Genomic DNA, 20,609 nt, shown 5'->3' on the forward strand with positions numbered 1-20,609 from the left:
AGAGCAGTTTATGATGAAAAAATTATTGTATGGACTTGTATGTTGTTGTGGTTTAGCTTATGGGCAAAACAGAGACACTTCAGATGTGTTAATGTTGAATGACGATTGGTCATTCTCACAAGTGGGGACAGAAAAATGGCTACCGGCTACTGTCCCGGGCACTGTCCATCAGGATTTGATTCATCATAAACTGTTACCCGATCCGTTTTATGGCACCAATGAAAAGAAGATTCAGTGGGTGGAAAACGAGGATTGGGAATATAAAACCTGTTTTGTCGTTACAGAAGAGCAATTGAAGAGAGAGGCCGCCCAGCTTTCCTTTGAGGGACTGGATACCTATGCGGATGTTTATTTGAACGGCTCTCTGATTCTGAAATCAGATAATATGTTTGTGGGTTATGCAGTTCCTGTAAAACAAGTATTACGTAAAGGGGAGAATCTACTGCATGTTTATTTTCATTCTCCGATAAAACAAACTCTTCCACAGTGGTCCTCCAATGGATTTAATTATCCGGCAGATAATGATCACCACGAAAAACGTCTTAGCGTATTTACCAGGAAAGCTCCTTATAGTTATGGATGGGATTGGGGAATCCGTATGGTTACAAGCGGTATCTGGCGTCCTGTTACTCTTCGTTTTTATGATGTTGCTACTATTGCAGATTTTCATGTGAAGCAGCTCAGTCTGACAGATCAGGTTGCAAAACTCTCTAATGAATTGGAAATTAATAGTATTTCTGAGAAAGAAAAGCCTGCTGAGGTTTGGATCTCTTATTCATTGGAAGGAGGAGAGGAAGTGACGGTAAAGAAAAATATAACATTAAAACCGGGTTTAAATCAAGTCCAAATTCCATTGGATATTCAGAACCCCGTGCGTTGGATGCCCAATGGGTGGGGGAAACCTCATTTGTATGATTTCTCAGTGCAGGTGGTGTGTGATGGCAAAACGGTCGCCGCACGGCAGCATCGAATCGGACTTCGCACGATACGCGTAGTGAACGAAAAAGACAAAGATGGAGAATCTTTTTATTTTGAGGTGAATGGCATCCCGATGTTCGCAAAAGGAGCAAACTATATTCCTGATGATGCGTTGCTCCCCAATATAACTACCGAACGTTATAAAACTCTGTTCCGGGATATGAAAGAGGCTAATATGAATATGGTTCGTATATGGGGTGGGGGAACTTATGAAGACGATTGTTTCTATGATCTGGCAGATGAAAATGGTATTCTTGTCTGGCAGGATTTTATGTTTGCATGTACTTCCTATCCGAGTGATCCTACTTTCTTGAAGCGAGTGGAAGAGGAGGCGGAATATAATATCAAACGTCTGCGAAACCACGCTTCACTCGCCATGTGGTGTGGGAATAATGAAATTCTGGAAGGATTAAAATACTGGGGATGGCAAAAGAATTATACTCCGGAAGTATATGAAAACATGTTCCGGGGATATGATAAGTTATTCCGGGGATTGCTGCCTGCAAAGGTGAAAGAACTTGATGAAGGGCGTTTCTACAAACATTCTTCTCCTTATTTCGCAAATTGGGGACGTCCGGAGTCTTGGGGGATAGGCGATAGTCATAACTGGGGGGTGTGGTATGGCAAGAAGCCTTTTGAGTCATTAGATACCGATTTGCCGCGTTTCATGAGCGAATTCGGTTTTCAGTCGTTTCCTGAAATGAAGACGATTGCTACTTTTGCGTCTCCGAAAGACTATCAGATTGAATCGGAGGTAATGAACGGACACCAGAAAAGCAGTATCGGTAACGATTTGATACGAACTTATATGGAGCGTGATTATATCGTTCCTGAGAAGTTTGAAGACTTTGTATATATCGGACTTGTACTTCAGGGGCATGGTATGCGCCATGGTATGGAAGCACATCGTCGCAACCGGCCTTATTGTATGGGGACACTGTATTGGCAGCTTAATGATAGTTGGCCTGTCGTTTCCTGGTCAAGTATAGACTATTATGGCAACTGGAAGGCATTGCACTATCAGGCAAAGCGTGCTTTTGCACCACTGCTGGTCAACGCAATACAAGAAGGTGATAGTTTGAGTGTTTATCTGATATCTGATTTGCTGGAAGAACAGAGTCAGCTTACACTTGAAATGAAAGTGACTGACTTTAATGGCAAGACATTAGATAAGGAAGTTGTCAGGGCAGTCGAGATTCCGGCGAATGTTTCTTCTTGTGTCTTTCGTAAACCGTTGAGTGAGTGGGTGTCACCGGAACAGCGTAAAAACAGTTTCTTACTACTTGCTTTGAGAGATAAAACCGGTAAGAAAATAGCTGAAGAGGTTTATTTCTTTAATAAGACTAAGGATCTGGAGTTGCCCCGAACAAATGTTTCTATGAAAGTAAAGCAATCCGATGGTAAGTGTGAAGTGACCTTATCGTCTTCTAAGCTGGCTAAAGATGTATTTATCCAGATTCCTGTTCAGGGCGCCCGTTTCAGTGATAATTTCTTTGATCTGTTGCCGGGGGAAAACAAGAAGATAACGATTACGTCTCCGGATATTAAGAAAGGAGAACAGCAAAATATTACAGTGAAACATGTACGAGATACCTATAACTAACACCTATTAAATAATTTGTATGAGAAATCTTTTTAAAATTGCCGGTTTACTGGCGCTCACGGGATTTATTTCTTCGTGTAACGACAAAGAGACTACAGCTAATTACCAGGTAATTCCTTTACCTCAGGAAATTACTACTGCTCAAAGCCAACCATTTACATTGAATGGTAGTGTGAAAATCATCTATCCGGAAGGAAATGAAAAGATGCAACGTAATGCCCAATTCCTGGCGAATTATCTGAAGAAAGCTACAGGTAAGGATTATGCAGTTGAAGCTGGAACTGAAGGTAAAGGTGCTATTCTGCTTAAATTGGGTATGGAATCAGAGAACCCTGAAGCTTATCAGTTGAGTGTGAATGCAGATGGTGTAACCATTGCTGCTCCCACTGAAGCCGGTGTATTCTATGGTATCCAGACGTTACGCAAGTCTATTCCGGTTGCCATTGGTACAACTCCTTCATTGCCGGCTGTAGAAATCAACGACTATCCTCGTTTCAGCTATCGTGGTGCCCATTTTGATGTGGGACGTCATTTCTTCACGGTAGATGAAGTAAAGACATATATCGATATGATGGCTTTGCATAACATGAATCGTTTGCATTGGCATTTGACAGAGGACCAGGGTTGGAGACTTGAGATCAAGAAATACCCTAAGTTGACAGAAATCGGTTCAAAGAGATCGGAAACTGTAATCGGACGTAATTCAGGAGAATATGATGGAAAACCTTATGGTGGTTTCTACACTCAGGAAGAAGCAAAAGAAATCGTAGCTTATGCTGCCGATCGTTATATCACTGTTATTCCGGAAATTGACCTTCCGGGACATATGCAGGGAGCATTGGCTGCTTATCCCCATTTGGGATGTACCGGTGGTCCGTATGAAGTTTGGAAGATATGGGGAGTATCTGATCAGGTATTATGTGCCGGTAACGACAGTGTGCTGACCTTTATCGATGATGTACTGACAGAAGTTATGGATATCTTCCCATCTGAATATATTCATGTTGGTGGTGATGAATGTCCGAAGAGTGAATGGGCGAAATGTCCGAAGTGTCAGGCTCGTATCAAAGCTTTGGGAATCAAGAGTGATGCCAAGCATTCAAAAGAAGAGTATTTGCAAAGTTTTGTTATCAACCATGCAGAAAAATTCCTGAACGAGCACGGACGTCAGATTATCGGCTGGGATGAAATTTTGGAAGGTGGACTCGCTCCGAATGCAACCGTGATGTCATGGCGTGGTGAAGGTGGCGGTATCGAGGCTGCCAAGCAGAAACATGATGTTATCATGACTCCGAACACTTATCTTTACTTTGACTACTATCAGACCAAAGATACTGAGAATGAACCTTTGGCTATTGGTGGTTATTTACCTTTGGAGAGAGTGTATAGTTATGAGCCAATGCCCTCTTCATTGACTCCGGAAGAGCAAAAATATATTATTGGTGTGCAAGCTAATCTTTGGACGGAATACATTCCTACTTTCTCTCAGGCTCAGTATATGGTGTTGCCGCGTTGGGCTGCTTTAGCAGAGGTGCAATGGTCTAATCCTGAAAAGAAGAATTATGAAAACTTCCTGACCCGTTTGCCACAATTGATTAATATATATGAAGCTGAAGGATATAATTATGCCAAACATGTATTTGATGTGAAATCCGAGTTTGTTGCTAATTCGGCCACAGGAGCAGTAGATGTAGTGATGACTACTATTGACGGTGCTCCCATCCATTATACATTAGATGGAACTGAGCCTACGGCAGCTTCTCCCATATGTGACAGTATTCTTACGATTAAGGAAAGTTGTACTTTAAAGGCGGTTGCTGTTCGTCCTACCGGAAACAGCAAAATGCTGACTGAAAAGATTGCTTTCAGTAAATCTACTTCAAAGCCTATTAAAGCTAATCAGCCTGTAAACAAGCAATATGAATTTGGTGGTGTTTCTACATTAGTAGACGGACTGAAAGGAAATGGCAATTATAAAACCGGCCGTTGGATCGCATTCTATAAGAATGATATGGATGTAACAATTGACTTGCAGCAACCTACCGAAATTTCAAGTGTAGCTATCACTACTTGTGTTGAAAAGGGGGACTGGGTATTCGATGCACGTTCTTTTTCAATTGAGGTTTCAGATGATGATAAGACTTTTACTAAAGTTGCTTCTGAAGCATATCCCGAGATGAAAGAGACAGATCGCAATGGGCTTTATGAGCACAAATTGACTTTTGATCCGGTGAAAACCCGTTATGTGAAAGTGGTTGCAACGTCGGAACACTCCATTCCGGCATGGCATGGTGGTAAAGGTAATCCGGGCTTCTTATTTGTAGATGAAATTACGTTGAATTGAAAAAATAGAAATGACAGAAACTAAAACGATTCGTTTTCTTTCTATCATTGGATGTTTACTTGCCGGGATGGTTGCTTCGTGCGACTCCCGGCAAGTTGCGCCTAATGAAGAAGGGATTAGCGTGCAGAAAATGACCGGATTCCCCGAAGGAGAACCCGGTTTTTCTTTGGGTGTATCGGCATGTTATGCCGGCATCTATCAGGGAGAGTTATTGATTGCCGGCGGATGTAATTTTCCGGAAACTCCGGCAGCCGAAGGAGGGAAGAAGAAATTCTACCAAGGTATTTATGCTGCTGACGCTTCTGCAGATTCAGTTTTCATATGGAGACAGGTCGGTCAGTTACCTGTTGCTGCTGCTTATGGAGTTTCGGTTTCGACTCCTCAAGGGGTCGTTTGTGTGGGTGGATCGAACGAAAATGGATCTTTATCTGCTGTTTACCGCCTTTTTTTGACTGACGATAAACAGACTGTGATTGTAGATACACTCCCTTCTTTACCTTGTACAATGGATAATATGAGCGGTTCAGTAGTGGATTATACACTTTTCGTAGCCGGAGGCAATGTGGATGGTAAACCTTCGAATGCACTTTATTGCCTCAGTCTGAGTAGCCCGGAGACCGGATGGCAGAGGCTTCCCGATTTTCCGGGTTCTCCCCGTGTACAACCGGTATGTGTAGGACAACGTAAAGAGGGGGAAACCCTTCTATATTTATGGGGAGGTTTTGCCGGTGCATCCGATGGACGGTCTGCAAGCCTTTCTACTGACGGATATTGCTATTCTCCATCTTTGCAACAATGGCAGTCGGTATCTGTTCCGGTTGGCAATGATTCTGTGCCTGTCGCTTTGGGTGGTGGAGCCGGTATAGCACTGACGGACAGTCTGATACTTTGTACCGGTGGAGTCAACAAAGATATTTTCTTTTCTGCTCTTCAGCGCGAGGAAATGATGAAGACAGCCGTGGCCAATGGCAAACAAACTGTTGTAGACAGTCTGAAGTTGGAAGCAAAAAAGTATATGTTGCATCCGGCAGGATGGTATCGTTTTAATGACCGGATTTTGATTTATAATACACGTCGGGATAAGTGGGAAGAGGCTGTTCGGAGTGAAGATGTTGCCCGTGCCGGTGCTACATTGACAGGGCAGGGACAGACCTTCTTTAATATCAATGGTGAGCTGAAGCCGGGAATCCGTACTCCGGAAATAGTTAAGATAATGATTGACTGATTGCAGATAATCTGACATTTTACTTATATTTGTACATTGAAAACAAAAAACTAAAACCAATCATATCATGATAAAACCTACAATGAAAATTTGTACTTTCTTGCTTGCAGCCGGTTTGATGATAGCAACAGCTGGTGTGAAAGCGCAGTCTGTCATTCCTATTCCTCTCCGGATGGAGCAAGGTAGCGGTACTTTTCTATTTACCGGTGACACTAAGCTGTATACCAACCTGAAAGGTGAAGAGAAGAAAATGTTGATGGATTATCTGGAGACATTACCTATCCATTTCAAAAACGGTAAAAAGCAAACGAAAGAGAACGTGGTCTCTCTTATGATAACGAAGGCTAATCCTCAGTTATCTTCTCCCGAGAGCTATACGCTGGAGGTAACTCCGCATAAAATAACAGTGCAGGCTACTTCCGGTGCCGGATTATTCTATGGTGTCCAGACTCTTTTGCAAATGGCTCAACCCGCAATGGAGGGTGCCTGGTCAGTTCAGGCTACAGCGATTCAGGATTCGCCACGCTTCGAATATCGTGGGCTGATGCTCGATGTTTCACGGCATTTTCGCTCTAAGGAGTTTGTGAAAAAGCAGATAGACGCTTTAGCCTATTATAAACTCAATCGCCTGCATTTGCATCTTACCGATGCTGCCGGTTGGCGTATCGAGATTAAGAAATATCCTTTATTAACAGAACTTGCTGCCTGGCGTCCGGAAGCCAACTGGAAAAGATGGTGGAATGAAGGTGGCCGGAAATATTGTCGTTTCGATGCTCCAGGTGCTTCCGGTGGCTATTATACTCAGGATGATATTCGTGAATTGGTCGACTATGCACGCGAGCGTCATGTTACCATTATTCCTGAGATCGAAATGCCTGCACATTCAGAAGAGGTCCTGACTGCATATCCGGAACTGTCTTGTTCAGGAGAGCCTTATAAGAATGCCGATTTTTGTGTCGGAAACGAGAAAACCTTTACTTTCCTTGAAGATGTGCTGACGGAAGTTATGGAGCTTTTTCCTTCCCAATACATTCATGTTGGAGGTGATGAGGCTGGAAAAGCTGCTTGGAAAACCTGTCCTAAATGCCAAAAACGCATGAAGGATGAGCATTTGAATAATGTAGATGAGCTGCAGAGTTACTTGATTCATCGTGTGGAAGTATTTCTTAATGCTCATGGCCGTAAATTGCTGGGGTGGGATGAAATTCTGCAAGGTGGATTGGCACCTAATGCCACTGTAATGTCATGGCGTGGTGAACAAGGAGGGATTGATGCTGTAAAATCAGGGCATCAGGCTATTATGACTCCCGGTTCATACTGCTATATAGATAGTTATCAGGATGCTCCCTATTCTCAGCCCGAAGCTATCGGTGGATATCTGCCTTTGGAGAAGGTATATTCTTATAATCCGGTTCCTGCTTCACTTACTTCTGATGAAGCGAAATTGATTTATGGCGTCCAAGCCAATCTTTGGACCGAATATATCGAGACTGACGAACATTGTGAATATATGATTTATCCCCGTATCCTTGCTCTGGCAGAAGTTGCGTGGTCGGCACCCGAACGAAAATCATGGACTGATTTTCGCCCTCGTGCCTTGAAAGCCGTAGCATATCTACAGTTCAAGGGATATCACCCGTTTGATTTGAAAAAGGAGATCGGCAATCGGCCGGAAGCAGCGCAACCGGTTCAGCATCTTGCATTGGGCAAGACCGTAAAATACAATGCTCCCTACAACTCGTCTTATCCGGCACAAGGTGATAAAACCCTGACTGATGGAATCCGTGGGAGTTGGACCTATAGTGACGGGGCGTGGCAGGGCTTTATTTCCCGTGATCGTTTGGACGTAACTATTGATATGGGCAAATCGACTGATTTACATTCGATTGGTGCTGACTTTATGCAGGTAGTGGGTCCTGAAGTATTTCTGCCTGTCGAAGTGATAATTTCTGTCTCGGAAGATGGAGAAAACTTCACTGAATTGAGCCGTCAGACGCATGAAGTGGTTAAATCGGACGCTGTAGTATTTAAGAATTATGCATGGAACGGAAATGCCAAAGGACGTTATGTCCGTTACCAGGCTCGTGCCGGAGAGGAATTCGGGGGATGGGTGTTTACAGACGAAATCGTTGTAAAGTAACTCTTTCCGCAGATCCGGTAAAACCAAACGTATAAATTAGATAAATATAGAGTATTGAAAGAATGAAGAAACTACCTTATTTAGTATCACTTGCAGCCGTTTGGCTGTCCATAGCAGTAGCTTCTGCACAAGAGAGTCCAGTGGATTATGTGAATCCGTTTATCGGAACAACGAATTACGGAACAACGAATCCCGGAGCCATCTGTCCGCAAGGCATGATGTCAGTTGTCCCTTTCAATGTGATGGGAGGAAAGTCCGTTGGTAATAAAATAGATAAAGACAGCCAATGGTGGTCTACTCCTTATGAACATACCAATGCTTATTTTACTGGATTTTCACACGTCAATCTGAGTGGAGTAGGATGTCCGGAGTTAGGCTCTCTACTGTTGATGCCTACAACCGGAAAGTTGAACGTCGATTATTTACAGTACGGAAGTGCTTATAAAGACGAAAAGGCCACGCCCGGTTATTACTCGAATATCCTGACTAAATACGGAATTAAGAATGAGGTTTCGGCCACCTTACGTACCGGAATCACTCGTTTCACTTTTCCTAAAGGGGAAAGTAATATTTTGCTGAATCTTGGTGAAGGGTTGACTAATGAAACGGGAGCTACCGTTCGTTTTGTCAATGAGCGTGAGATAGAGGGGACTAAACTGCTGGGTACTTTTTGCTATAATCCGCAAGCTGTGTTTCCCATTTATTTTGTAATGCGTATCAATAAAGTCCCTCGTGCCCGTGGCTACTGGAAAAAGATGCGTCCGATGACAGTAGAAGCCCAATGGGACAATACGTCCGGCAAGAATAAATTGTATACTGCTTATACCAAGGAGATGAGTGGCGATGACATTGGTACATGGTTTACTTTCGATACCGAAGAAGGCGAAACCATCGAGGTAAGCATGGGAGTGTCCTTTGTCAGCATAGCCAATGCCCGTCTTAATCTGGATAAGGAACAGGCTGGTAAAGGATTTGATCAGATTCGTGCCGAAGCACGTTCCATGTGGGAGGACGATCTTTCGCGTATCCTCGTTGAAGGTGGCACGAAAGAGCAGAAGACAGTGTTCTATACCGCTATGTATCACTTGCTGATCCATCCGAATATTTTGCAGGATGTGAACGGACAATATCCGGCTATGGAAGGCAGTGAGATCCTTACAACGAAGGGAAATCGCTATACCGTGTTTTCTCTCTGGGATACCTATCGTAACGTACATCAGCTGATGACCCTGCTTTTCCCTGATCGCCAACTGGACATGGTTCGCACGATGGTCGATATGTATAAAGAACATGGCTGGCTGCCCAAATGGGAACTTTACGGCCGTGAAACGCTTACTATGGAGGGTGATCCGAGTATTCCCGTTATCGTAGATACCTGGATGAAAGGCTTACGTGACTTTGATGTACAGGCAGCTTATGAAGCCATGTATAAGTCCGCTACGACTCCGGGTAAAGATAATCTGATGCGTCCCGATATCGATGATTACATTGCTAAAGGATATGTGCCTTTGACAGAGCAGTATGACAATTCTGTTTCGCATGCACTTGAATATTATATTGCCGATTATGCCTTGTCTCGTTTTGCTCAGGCTTTAGGAAAGAAAGAAGATGCAAAATTGTTCTATGACCGTTCATTGGGTTATAAACATTATTACAGCAAAGAATTTGGTACATTGCGTCCTATTTTACCCGATGGAACATTTTACTCTCCGTTCGACCCGATGGAGGGTGCCAATTTTGCTCCCAGTCCCGGTTTTCATGAAGGCAATTCCTGGAACTACACTTTTTATGTTCCCCATGACATTGCAGGTTTAACCCGTCTGATGGGAGGTAAAAAGAAGTTTGTGGATAAATTGCAGAAAGTTTTTGATGAGGGGCTGTATGATCCGGCTAATGAACCGGATATTGCCTATCCTTATTTGTTCAGCTACTTCAAAGGAGAAGAGTGGCGTACTCAGAAACAGGTAAAACGTTTGCTTGCCGAATATTTCACCGACCAGCCTAATGGTATTCCCGGTAATGATGATACCGGAACCATGTCGGCATGGGCCATTTTCAGTATGATAGGTCTCTATCCCGATTGTCCGGGAATGCCCGACTATACACTGACTACACCTACTTTCGACAAAGTGACTATTCGGCTTGATCCGAAGTATTACAAAGAAAAAGAATTGGTTATTACGGCTGTTCGTCCCGGAAATGATGCCGATCTGATCAAAGAGGTGAGGTTGAACGGAAAGAAACATGCAGGCTATCGTATCAGCCATGAGGAGTTGGTGCATGCCGGAACAATGGAATTTATATTAAAATAAAAACAAATCAATCATGAACAAGAAAATCAAAATTGCATTTGCTTCGATGCTCGCTGTGCCGCTGTTGGTATGTGCACAGGTCCGTACGGAACAAACCTTTGAAAAAGGGTGGAAGTTTACCCGTGAAGACAATAAAGACTTCAGTAACTCCACTTATGATGATGCAAAGTGGCAATCGGTAACGGTACCCCATGATTGGGCTATTTATGGTCCATTCAGTATCAATAACGATAAGCAGAATGTGGCTATTTCGCAAGATGGACAAAAAGAGGCGATGGAGCATGCCGGACGTACCGGTGGGCTTCCTTTTGTAGGTGTAGGGTGGTATCGTCTCGATTTTGAGGCCCCTTCATTCAGTAAAGGTAAGAAGGCTACTTTGGTTTTTGATGGTGCTATGAGCCATGCTCATGTCTATATCAACGGACAAGAGGCCGGTTACTGGCCTTACGGTTACAATAGTTTTTATGTGGATGCCACCCCTTATTTGAAGCCGGGTGAAAAGAATACACTGGCTGTTCGTCTTGAAAACGAAAACGAATCTTCACGTTGGTATCCCGGTGCGGGATTGTATCGCAATGTACATCTGGTAGTGAATGAAGATGCTCATATTCCTACTTGGGGTACTCAGTTGACCACTCCGGTAGTGAAGGACGACTTTGCTAAGGTCAATCTGAAGACAAAGCTCGATATACCTGCAGGCAAAACATTTGAAGGATACCGTATTGTCACCGAATTGAAGGATAAGAATGGTAAGGTTGTGGCAACTAATGAGAAGCAGGGCAGTAAGTTCGACGGCAATGTTTTTGAGCAGGATTTTGTTGTTACTGCTCCGGCTTTGTGGACTCCCGATACTCCTAACCTTTACAATGCGGTTTCGAAAGTGTACGAAGGCAACACTTTGAAGGATGAATATACTACCCCGTTCGGTATCCGTTCCATTGAGATCATTCCGAACAAAGGCTTTTTCCTCAATGGAAAGAAAACCATGTTCAAGGGTGTCTGCAATCATCACGATCTTGGTCCGTTGGGAGGTATCGCCAACGAAGCCGGTATTCGTCGTCAGATCCGTATCTTGAAGGATATGGGGTGTAACGCCATCCGCACTTCACACAATATGCCCGCTCCTGAGTTGATTAAGGCTTGTGATGAGATGGGTATGATGATTATGGCGGAATCATTCGATGAATGGAAAGCGGCCAAAGTGCAGAACGGTTATCATAAAGTTTTTGATGAATGGGCAGAAAAAGATCTGGTGAATCTGATTCATCAGTATCGCAATAATCCAAGTGTGGTTATGTGGTGTATCGGTAATGAAGTACCGGATCAGTGGAACGGCGATCGTGGACCGAAACTTTCACGTTTCCTGCAAGACATCTGCCATCGTGAAGATCCTACACGTCCCGTTACTCAGGGTATGGATGCGCCTGATGCTGTGGTTAATAACAACATGGCTGCCGTAATGGATGTAGCCGGTTTCAATTACCGCCCTCACAAATATCAGGAAAATTACAAGAAACTTCCGCAACAGATTATTTTGGGTAGCGAAACTGCTTCTACTGTCAGTTCACGTGGGGTTTACAAGTTCCCGGTGGTACGTCGTGCCATGCAGAAATATGACGACCACCAGTCTTCATCGTATGATGTAGAACACTGTGGTTGGTCCAATCTTCCTGAAGACGATTTTATCCAGCATGAAGATCTGCCTTATTGCATTGGTGAATTTGTATGGACCGGATTCGATTATTTAGGTGAGCCTACTCCGTATTATACCGATTGGCCCAGTCACTCTTCATTGTTTGGAATTATCGACCTTGCCGGACTTCCGAAAGACCGTTATTACCTCTACCGCAGCCACTGGAATAAAGATGCGGAAACCTTGCACATCCTGCCTCACTGGAATTGGGAAGGACGTGAAGGTGAAGTGACCCCTGTATTTGTATATACCAATTATCCTTCGGCCGAGCTGTTTATCAACGGTAAGAGCCAGGGTAAACGCACAAAAGACCTTTCGGTTACAGTACATAATAGTGGTGATTCTGCTTCTATTGCCAATTTCAAACGTCAGCAACGTTATCGTTTGATGTGGATGGATACGAAGTATGAACCGGGTACCGTGAAAGTAGTCGCTTATGACAAGGATGGTAAAGCCGTTGCGGAAAAAGAAATTCATACTGCCGGCAAACCCGATCATATTGAGTTGGTGGCAGACCGCAGTGTGATCGATGCTAATGGTAAGGACCTCTCGTTTGTAACGGTGAAGGTGGTTGATAAAGATGGTAATCTTTGCCCGTTGGCCGACAATGAAATCAGCTTCAAGGTGAAAGGGGCAGGTACCTATCGCGCAGGAGCCAATGGTAATCCGGCTTCACTCGAGTCATTCCAGACTCCGAAGATGAAAGTGTTCAGTGGCATGATGACAGCCATTGTGCAGTCTACAGAGAAAGCAGGAAAGATTACACTCGAGGCTACCGGGAAGGGCCTGAAAAAACGTACATTGGTGATCGAGAGTAAATAATCCGTTCAGATAAAGATAAGAAAAGAGGGGATCCGGGCAACCAGATACCCTCTTTTTTTGTTATATTTTATATGCAAACCTTAAATGATGATAGTATGAAACAACACCGGATCATTCACATACCAACATTCGTCTTAGCTTTGTTTTTGATGTTTACCACCTCTGTTTTGCGAGCACAGGATAAGCCTGTTTGGCCGGCAGATTCTCTTATTACTGTGGGATACGCTACCGGGAATAAAAAGAATATTTCCGGTTCGGTGGAAAAAATCACGGAGTTAGGAATGAATAAAGATCAGATTACCAATCCCTTGGAGGCTATCCGTGGACGTGTTCCCGGACTCACTATAGAAAAAGGAACCAATGGTCCGGCTGCTTTGGATGCCGTACGTTTGCGGGGAACCACTTCACTGACCAGTGGTAACGACCCTCTGATTATTGTTGACGGTGTGTTTGGTGATCTCAGTATGTTGACTTCTATATATCCTACCGATATAGAAAGCTTTACTATCTTGAAAGATGCTTCGGAGACAGCACAATATGGTTCCCGTGGTGCTTCAGGTGTTATCGAGATCACTACCAAGAAAGGAATTCGGGGCAAAACCAGAGTCAGCTATAACGGTAGTTTCGGCATATCTTCCGTATACAAAAATCTGGAGATGCTTTCCGGCAGTGAGTTTCGCAATCTGGCGCAGCAACAGGGCATTTCAATACTTGATAAAGGGAATGAAACCAATTTTTTGAAAGAGATAGAGCAAACAGGTCTGCAACAGAATCATCATGTTGCATTTTATGGTGGGACGGATGCTTCAAGCTATCGTGTTTCGTTGGGTTTTATGGATCGTCAGGGCATTATATTGAACGAGGATATGAAGAATTTCACTTCGAATATGAACATGACCCAGCATGTTTTTGATGATTTTCTGGTGTGCGAGTTAGGTATGTTTGGCTCTATCCAAAAGAACCATAATTTGTTTGACCTTCAAAAAACATTCTATTCGGCTGCAACTTTTAATCCTACATATCCCGATCACCGTAATCCGGAAACCAGTTCCTGGGATCAGATTACCAATGCCAGCCAGATCACTAACCCTTTGGCCTGGATGGAAGTGAAAGATCATGATGCGACTTCACATATCAGTACTCATGCCCGGCTGACCTTTAACTTACTGCGCGAGCTTAAACTGATTCTTTTTGGTTCTTATACTTATAATATTGTTGAAAATTCCCAGTATCTGCCTACATCTGTATGGGCACACGGACAAGCATATAAAGGTATCCGGAAAATGGAATCACTGCTTGGCAATCTGATGTTGACCTATAAAAAGAACCGGAATAAACATTATTTTGATGTGCTGGCCTTGGCGGAACTTCAAAAAGAGACTTATAGCGGTTTTTACACCACTGTGACCAATTTCAATTCCGATCAGTTTGGTTATAACAACCTTCAGGCAGGTGCCATTCGCCTTTGGGAAGGAACGAACTCTTATTTTGAACAGCCGCGGTTGGCATCTTTTCTCGGTCGCTTCAATTATACATTTGACGATAGGTATATCCTTACGGTGAATGCCCGTACCGATGCTTCTTCCAAGTTTGGTGCCAATCATAAATGGGGCTTTTTTCCATCCGTGTCGGCTGCCTGGGTTGTCAGTGAAGAGAAGTTTATGAAGCGTATTTCATTGGTGGATAATCTGAAATTCCGTATCGGTTACGGGCTGGCCGGCAATCAGAGTGGCATCGACTCTTATACAACGCTTAATCTGGTAAAGCCTAACGGAGTTGTTCCTGTTGGGAGTTCACAGGTGGTTACTTTGGGTAATATGCGTAATACCAATCCCGATTTGAAATGGGAAGTAAAGCGTACTTTTAATGCAGGTGCGGATCTTGGTATGTTTGGCAACCGGTTACTCTTTTCTTTGAACTACTATAATTCCAAGACCTCTGATATGCTTTATCTTTATAATGTCAGTGTACCGCCTTTTACCTATAACACTCTTTTGGCAAATATAGGTTCCATGCGTAACAGCGGTACGGAGATTGCTGTCGGCATCACTCCTTTGAAGACCCGTGACATGGAATTGAACATTAATGTTAATGTCACTTTCCAGCAAAATAAATTGCTTTCATTAAGTGGAATGTATGGTGGAGAGAATATTTCGGCACCTGAGTATAAAAGCCTGGCAAGTCTGGACGGAGCCGGATTTCATGGCGGATATAATCATATTGTGTATCAGATGATAGGACAACCCTTAGGGGTATTCTACCTGCCTCATTGCAAAGGGCTTATTTCCGATGGCAATGGTGGGTATACGTATGACATTGCCGATTTGAACGGAGGAGGGGTGAGCCTTGAAGATGGAGAAGACCGCTATGTGGCAGGTCAGGCGGTGCCCAAGACTTTGCTTGGCTCCAATATCAGCTTTCGCTATAAGCGTTTCGATCTCTCAGTACAGATAAACGGGGCGTTCGGTCATAAAATCTATAACGGTACTTCACTGACCTACATGAATATGAATATTTTTCCTGATTACAATGTAATGAAGAAAGCTCCCGGACGTAATATCAAAGACCAGACCGCTACGGACTATTGGCTGGAGAAAGGCGATTATGTAAACTTCGATTATGTTACGATAGGCTGGAATGTTCCGGTGTCGAAGTGGAAAAAATACGTCCAGTCCCTCCGTCTCGCATTGACTGTCAATAATCTGGCTACTATTACCGGATATTCCGGTCTGTCACCTATGATCAACAGTTCTACCGTTAATTCTACTTTGGGAGTGGATGACAAACGGGGATATCCTTTAGCACGTACCTATACGCTTGGTTTGAGTATTAACTTTTAATTTGGAGGATTAATTATGAAAAGGCACTATATATATTCCTTTATCTGTATCCTGATGTTTAGTCTGCTGTTTTCATGTGATGACTTTCTGAATGAAAATCCTAAAGACAAGATTCCCGAAGAGGATGCTTACAAGAGTCTCACCGATTTGTATTATAATGCAGTGGCTTCCTTATACAATAACATAGGAGGTTATAGTGATAGTCAGGGGTTGCAGGGCACCGGCAGGGGAATTTACGATCTGAATACCTTTACCACCGATGAGGCTATTATGCCTACCCGTGGAGGTGACTGGTATGATGGAGGATTCTGGCAGGGACTTTTTCTTCATCGTTGGGGAGTCGATAATGATGCTATTCAGGCTACGTGGGAGTATTTATATAAGGTTATAGGTCTTTGCAATCAGTCACTTGAACGAATCGATACTTATCAGGAGACTCATCACGACACGGAACTTCCTGCTTACCGGGCAGAAGTTCGTGCTTTCCGTGCTTTGTATTACTATCATTTAATGGATTTGTTCGGACGTGTTCCTCTAATTCTCTCATCTGCTATACCTTTGAAAGAGGTGAAACAAAACAGTCGTAAAGAAGTTTTTGATTTTATTGTAAAGGAGTTACAGGAGTCTGCCCCTTTATTGGCGCAAACATATAGCAATCGTTCCGGCAGTTATTATGGGCGAATTACCCGTCCCGTGGTCCATTTCTTGCTTGCCAAACTTGCCTTGAATGCTGAGATATATGCGGATGATAACTGGACCGATACACAATATCCCGATGGAAGAGACATCTATTTTGAAGTAGATGGCAACCGGCTCAATGCCTGGCAAACGGTGGAGGCATATTGCGATTCCATTACTGCGGCGGGATATCGTCTGGAAGATAACTATGAAGCAAACTTTGCTGTTTACAATGAATCTTCTGCCGAGAATATTTTTACCATTCCAATGAGTAAGACTTTATATACTAACCAGATGCAATATCTTTTCCGTTCCCGTCACTATAATCATGCCAAGGCCTACGGATTGGGAGGAGAGAATGGTTCAAGCGCTACTGTGGAAGTACTTCGAACCTTTGGGTATGATACCCAAACTGTCGATCCCCGTTTTGATAAATGTTATTTTGCAGGTGTTGTTTACGATTTGAAGGGAAAGGTCATCACACTCGATGACGGTACTTTGCTGGAGTATTTTCCTTGGAAGGTGGATGTCGATATCTCTAATACCTCCTATGAAAAGACCGCAGGCGCACGGATGAAAAAGTATGAGATTGATGAAACCGCCACAAAAGATGGTAAACTGATGGAAAATGATATTGTACTCTATCGTTATGCCGATGTTTTATTAATGAAGAGTGAGGCGAAAGTCCGTAACGGAGAAAATGGAGATGTAGAACTGAATCTTGTTCGTGCCCGTGTGAATGCTCCTTTCCGGACAGCCACATTAGAAAGCTTACTTTCGGAACGTCAATTAGAGTTTGCCTGGGAGGGTTGGCGCAGGCAAGATTTGGTTCGTTTTCGCCAATATACCCGTGCTTATACAAGCAGGCCCCGGCTTCCGGGTGAGGAAAGTGGCTATACCACAGTATTTCCTATTCCGGAGAAAATCCGTTTGATGAATCCCAACCTGACACAGAATCCGGGATATTGAAATTGCAAAATATTATGTGGAGATGATTATTGTAAATCATAAAATAATCCATCATTATATTAGAAATATCTATTTATAAGGTAAATCGTTCTTGCTACTTTTGCGTATTGATACAAAATCAGTGAAGTAACATTGTTTTCAACCTTATAGATAATATGAAATAATGAAGATCAAAACACTAACACTTTTCTCGTTTTTATTGGCTTCCTGTTCGCAGCAGGTTACTAAGATCGACTTGTCGGGTAGTTGGCAGTTTACGACCGATTCTACTCTTTGGGACAGTACGGTCCTGTTACCCGGATCCATGGCTTCCAATGGCTTGGGAGAAGACATTACTGCCAATACTCCGTGGACCGGAGGTATCGTTGATTCAGCCTATTTCCGGAGTGATGCCTATGCCCGTTATCGTGAACCGGGTCATGTTAAAATCCCCTTTTGGTTGCAGCCTGTGAAGTATTACAAGGGGGCAGCCTGGTATAAAAAAGAGGTGACTGTTCCGGAAGGCTGGTGGCAACAGGATATCAGTTTATTTCTGGAACGTTGTCATTGGGAAACTCGTTTGTGGGTAGATGATAAAGAGGTCGGTATGCAGAATGCATTGGGTGCTCCACATCAGTACGACTTATCGGATGTCCTGACTCCCGGAAAACACACATTAACTTTACGTATCGATAATCGTGTAAAGGATATCGATCCGGGTGAAAATTCCCACAGTATTTCCGATCATACCCAGGGCAATTGGAACGGGGTTATCGGGGATATGTTTCTTCAGGTGCGTCCTCAGGTGAACATTGCACGTACGACTATTTTCCCGGATATATCAGCTAAAAGCATTCGTGTGAAAACATTCCTCCGTAACCGTAAGAAGAATGAAGTGACAGCTTTGCTCGCTTTGGAGGCTGATGGCAAACTTTTGCAAAAGGAGGTCAATCTTCAGCCGGGGACTAATGAAGTGGAGGCTGTTCTGGCTTTGGGAGATGATATCCGTTTGTGGGATGAATTTCATCCGAATTTATATCGATTGAAAGTAAGTCTGACTGATAAGCAGCAAAAGACCACTGATTTTAGTGAAGAGTCTTTTGGTATGCGTGATTTTAAAGTAATCAATGGTTGTATCACGATTAACAACCGTCCTGTCTTTTTGCGTGGTGCGTTGGATTGTGCCGCTTTTCCTAAAACAGGCTATCCGCCCACTGACAAAGAAACTTGGAGAAGGATATTCACAGCTTTTCAGGCACATGGGCTGAACCATGTTCGTTTTCATTCATGGTGTCCTCCTGAGGCTGCATTTTGTGCGGCTGATGAAATGGGACTTTATCTGGAAATAGAATGTTCCTCTTGGGCCAATCAGTCTACGACGATTGGTGACGGTCGTCCGCTCGATCGGTTCATTTGGGACGAAAGTGAACGGATTGTCAACACGTTTGGCAATCATCCTTCGTTTTGTATGATGATGTATGGCAATGAACCGGCAGGTGTGGGGAGTAGTACTTATCTGGCCAACTTTGTCACAACATGGAAGGATCGGGATAATCGCCGCTTGTATTGTAGCGGTGCAGGATGGCCCATGTTGGCGGTCAATGATTTTTTAAGTGATCCTGCTCCCCGCATTCAGGGATGGGGACAGGGACTTCGGAGTATTATCAACGCAGAACCTCCCCGTACCGATTATGATTGGTCGGAATATGTCAGTCGCTTCAGCCAACCTGTTGTAAGTCACGAAATCGGGCAATGGTGTGTTTATCCTAATTTTAAAGAGATCAGCAAATATGACGGTGTCATGCGTCCTGCAAATATGGAAATTTTCAGGGATATTCTGCAAAATAATGGTATGATACATCTTGCAGACAGTTTCTTGCTTGCGTCCGGCAAATTACAGGCACTCTGCTATAAAGCAGATGTTGAGGCTGCTTTACGTACCAGGAATTTCGGTGGATTCCAGTTACTGGGACTCAATGACTTTCCGGGACAAGGTACAGCATTGGTCGGTGTACTGGATGCTTTCTGGGAAGAAAAAGGTTATATTTCTCCCGAAGAGTACCGCCGTTTCTGTGCTCCAACCGTCCCTTTGGCACGTTTGCCTAAACTTATTTATAAAAATGACGAACTGTTGAACGCCCGGGTAGAAGTGGCTCATTATGGCGAAACTCCACTAAAGAATGTGGCAGCCGGATGGACTTTGTCCGATACGGCAGGGAATGTACTGCAGTCCGGACAGTGGAAAATAGATTTACTTCCCATAGGCAATAACTTTCCATTAGGAGATATTTCCGCTTCTTTAGCTCAGATGGAAACTCCCCGGCGTTTGGTGTTGGAGGTGGCAGTCGGTGAGTGGAAGAACAGTTGGAATGTTTGGGTTTATCCCGCTTTGCCACTCAAAGTAGAGGGAGAAGAGAGTATCCGGATGGTTGACTGTTTGGATGCCACTACCCTAAAGGCTCTTGAAGGAGGTGCTTCTGTATTGTTATCTTTAAAGAAAGGGACACTGACCCGTCAAATGGGAGGTGATATTCAGGTCGGATTTTCCAGTATTTTCTGGAATACTGCTTGGACAGGAGGACAAGCTCCTCATACATTGGGTATTTTGTGTAATCCGAAACATCCGGCTTTGAGTCAATTCCCCACAGAATATTACAGTGATTATCAATGGTGGGATGCCATGAGCCATTCCGGTGCCATTAAAGTGGCCGAACTTTCCCCTGAAATAGCTCCGATAGTGCGTGTCATCGACGATTGGTTTACAAATCGTCCTCTCGCCTTGCTATTTGAGATAAAAGTAGGTAATGGAAAATTGTTGGTATCGGGCGTTGATTTCTGGCAAAACATGGATAAGCGTGTCGAGGCACGCCAATTATTGTATAGCTTGAAAAAGTATATGGCAAGTCCGGCTTTCTCTCCGGTCGTATCTGTACAGGCAGAGCAAGTGCAGCAATTAGTCTCTGATAAATAGAATATTCTGTTTTATATAAATTTGCCCGGGTTTACATCTTTCGACGTATACCCGG

The 20,609-nt window shown here is 43.7% G+C and carries 9 protein-coding genes; all 9 read left to right on the forward strand.

Annotation, left to right across the window (positions count from 1 at the left end; genetic code table 11):
- Positions 1–10 precede the first annotated feature (10 nt).
- The 9 genes from FDF36_RS00035 to FDF36_RS00075 all read left to right on the forward strand — a co-directional run bounded on the left by FDF36_RS00035 (position 11) and on the right by FDF36_RS00075 (position 20,554).
- Positions 11–2,581 (forward strand): beta-mannosidase, encoded by a 2,571-nt coding sequence (locus tag FDF36_RS00035; RefSeq protein ID WP_220389862.1) that lies wholly within the window; start codon positions 11–13, stop codon positions 2,579–2,581.
- A 19-nt stretch (positions 2,582–2,600) separates the two neighbouring features.
- The gene (locus FDF36_RS00040) at positions 2,601–4,925 is read left to right on the forward strand and encodes a glycoside hydrolase family 20 protein (protein WP_220389863.1); all 2,325 of its coding nucleotides are present in this window, start codon (positions 2,601–2,603) and stop codon (positions 4,923–4,925) included.
- A gap of 10 nt (positions 4,926–4,935) precedes the next feature.
- Positions 4,936–6,150, forward strand: a complete 1,215-nt coding sequence (locus FDF36_RS00045; protein WP_220389864.1) for a cyclically-permuted mutarotase family protein — start codon at positions 4,936–4,938, stop codon at positions 6,148–6,150.
- A gap of 67 nt (positions 6,151–6,217) precedes the next feature.
- Complete coding sequence (locus FDF36_RS00050) at positions 6,218–8,290, forward strand: glycoside hydrolase family 20 protein (protein WP_220389865.1); 2,073 nt, start codon at positions 6,218–6,220, stop codon at positions 8,288–8,290.
- A 62-nt stretch (positions 8,291–8,352) separates the two neighbouring features.
- Positions 8,353–10,602: a GH92 family glycosyl hydrolase gene (locus tag FDF36_RS00055; protein ID WP_005808986.1), complete on the forward strand. Its 2,250-nt coding sequence runs from the start codon at positions 8,353–8,355 to the stop codon at positions 10,600–10,602.
- 13 nt (positions 10,603–10,615) lie between these two features.
- Positions 10,616–13,117, forward strand: a complete 2,502-nt coding sequence (gene galB, locus FDF36_RS00060; protein WP_220389866.1) for a beta-galactosidase GalB — start codon at positions 10,616–10,618, stop codon at positions 13,115–13,117.
- 95 nt (positions 13,118–13,212) lie between these two features.
- The gene (locus tag FDF36_RS00065; RefSeq protein WP_220389867.1) at positions 13,213–15,957 is read left to right on the forward strand and encodes a SusC/RagA family TonB-linked outer membrane protein; all 2,745 of its coding nucleotides are present in this window, start codon (positions 13,213–13,215) and stop codon (positions 15,955–15,957) included.
- A gap of 15 nt (positions 15,958–15,972) precedes the next feature.
- The gene (locus FDF36_RS00070; protein WP_220389868.1) at positions 15,973–17,604 is read left to right on the forward strand and encodes a RagB/SusD family nutrient uptake outer membrane protein; all 1,632 of its coding nucleotides are present in this window, start codon (positions 15,973–15,975) and stop codon (positions 17,602–17,604) included.
- Positions 17,605–17,767: 163 nt separating this feature from the next.
- Entirely contained in the window at positions 17,768–20,554 is a 2,787-nt protein-coding gene (locus tag FDF36_RS00075) for a sugar-binding domain-containing protein (protein WP_220389869.1), read from the forward strand.
- Positions 20,555–20,609: the final 55 nt, after the last annotated feature.

It is taken from the genome of Bacteroides fragilis (assembly GCF_019583405.1).
GTDB lineage: Bacteria > Bacteroidota > Bacteroidia > Bacteroidales > Bacteroidaceae > Bacteroides > Bacteroides fragilis_B.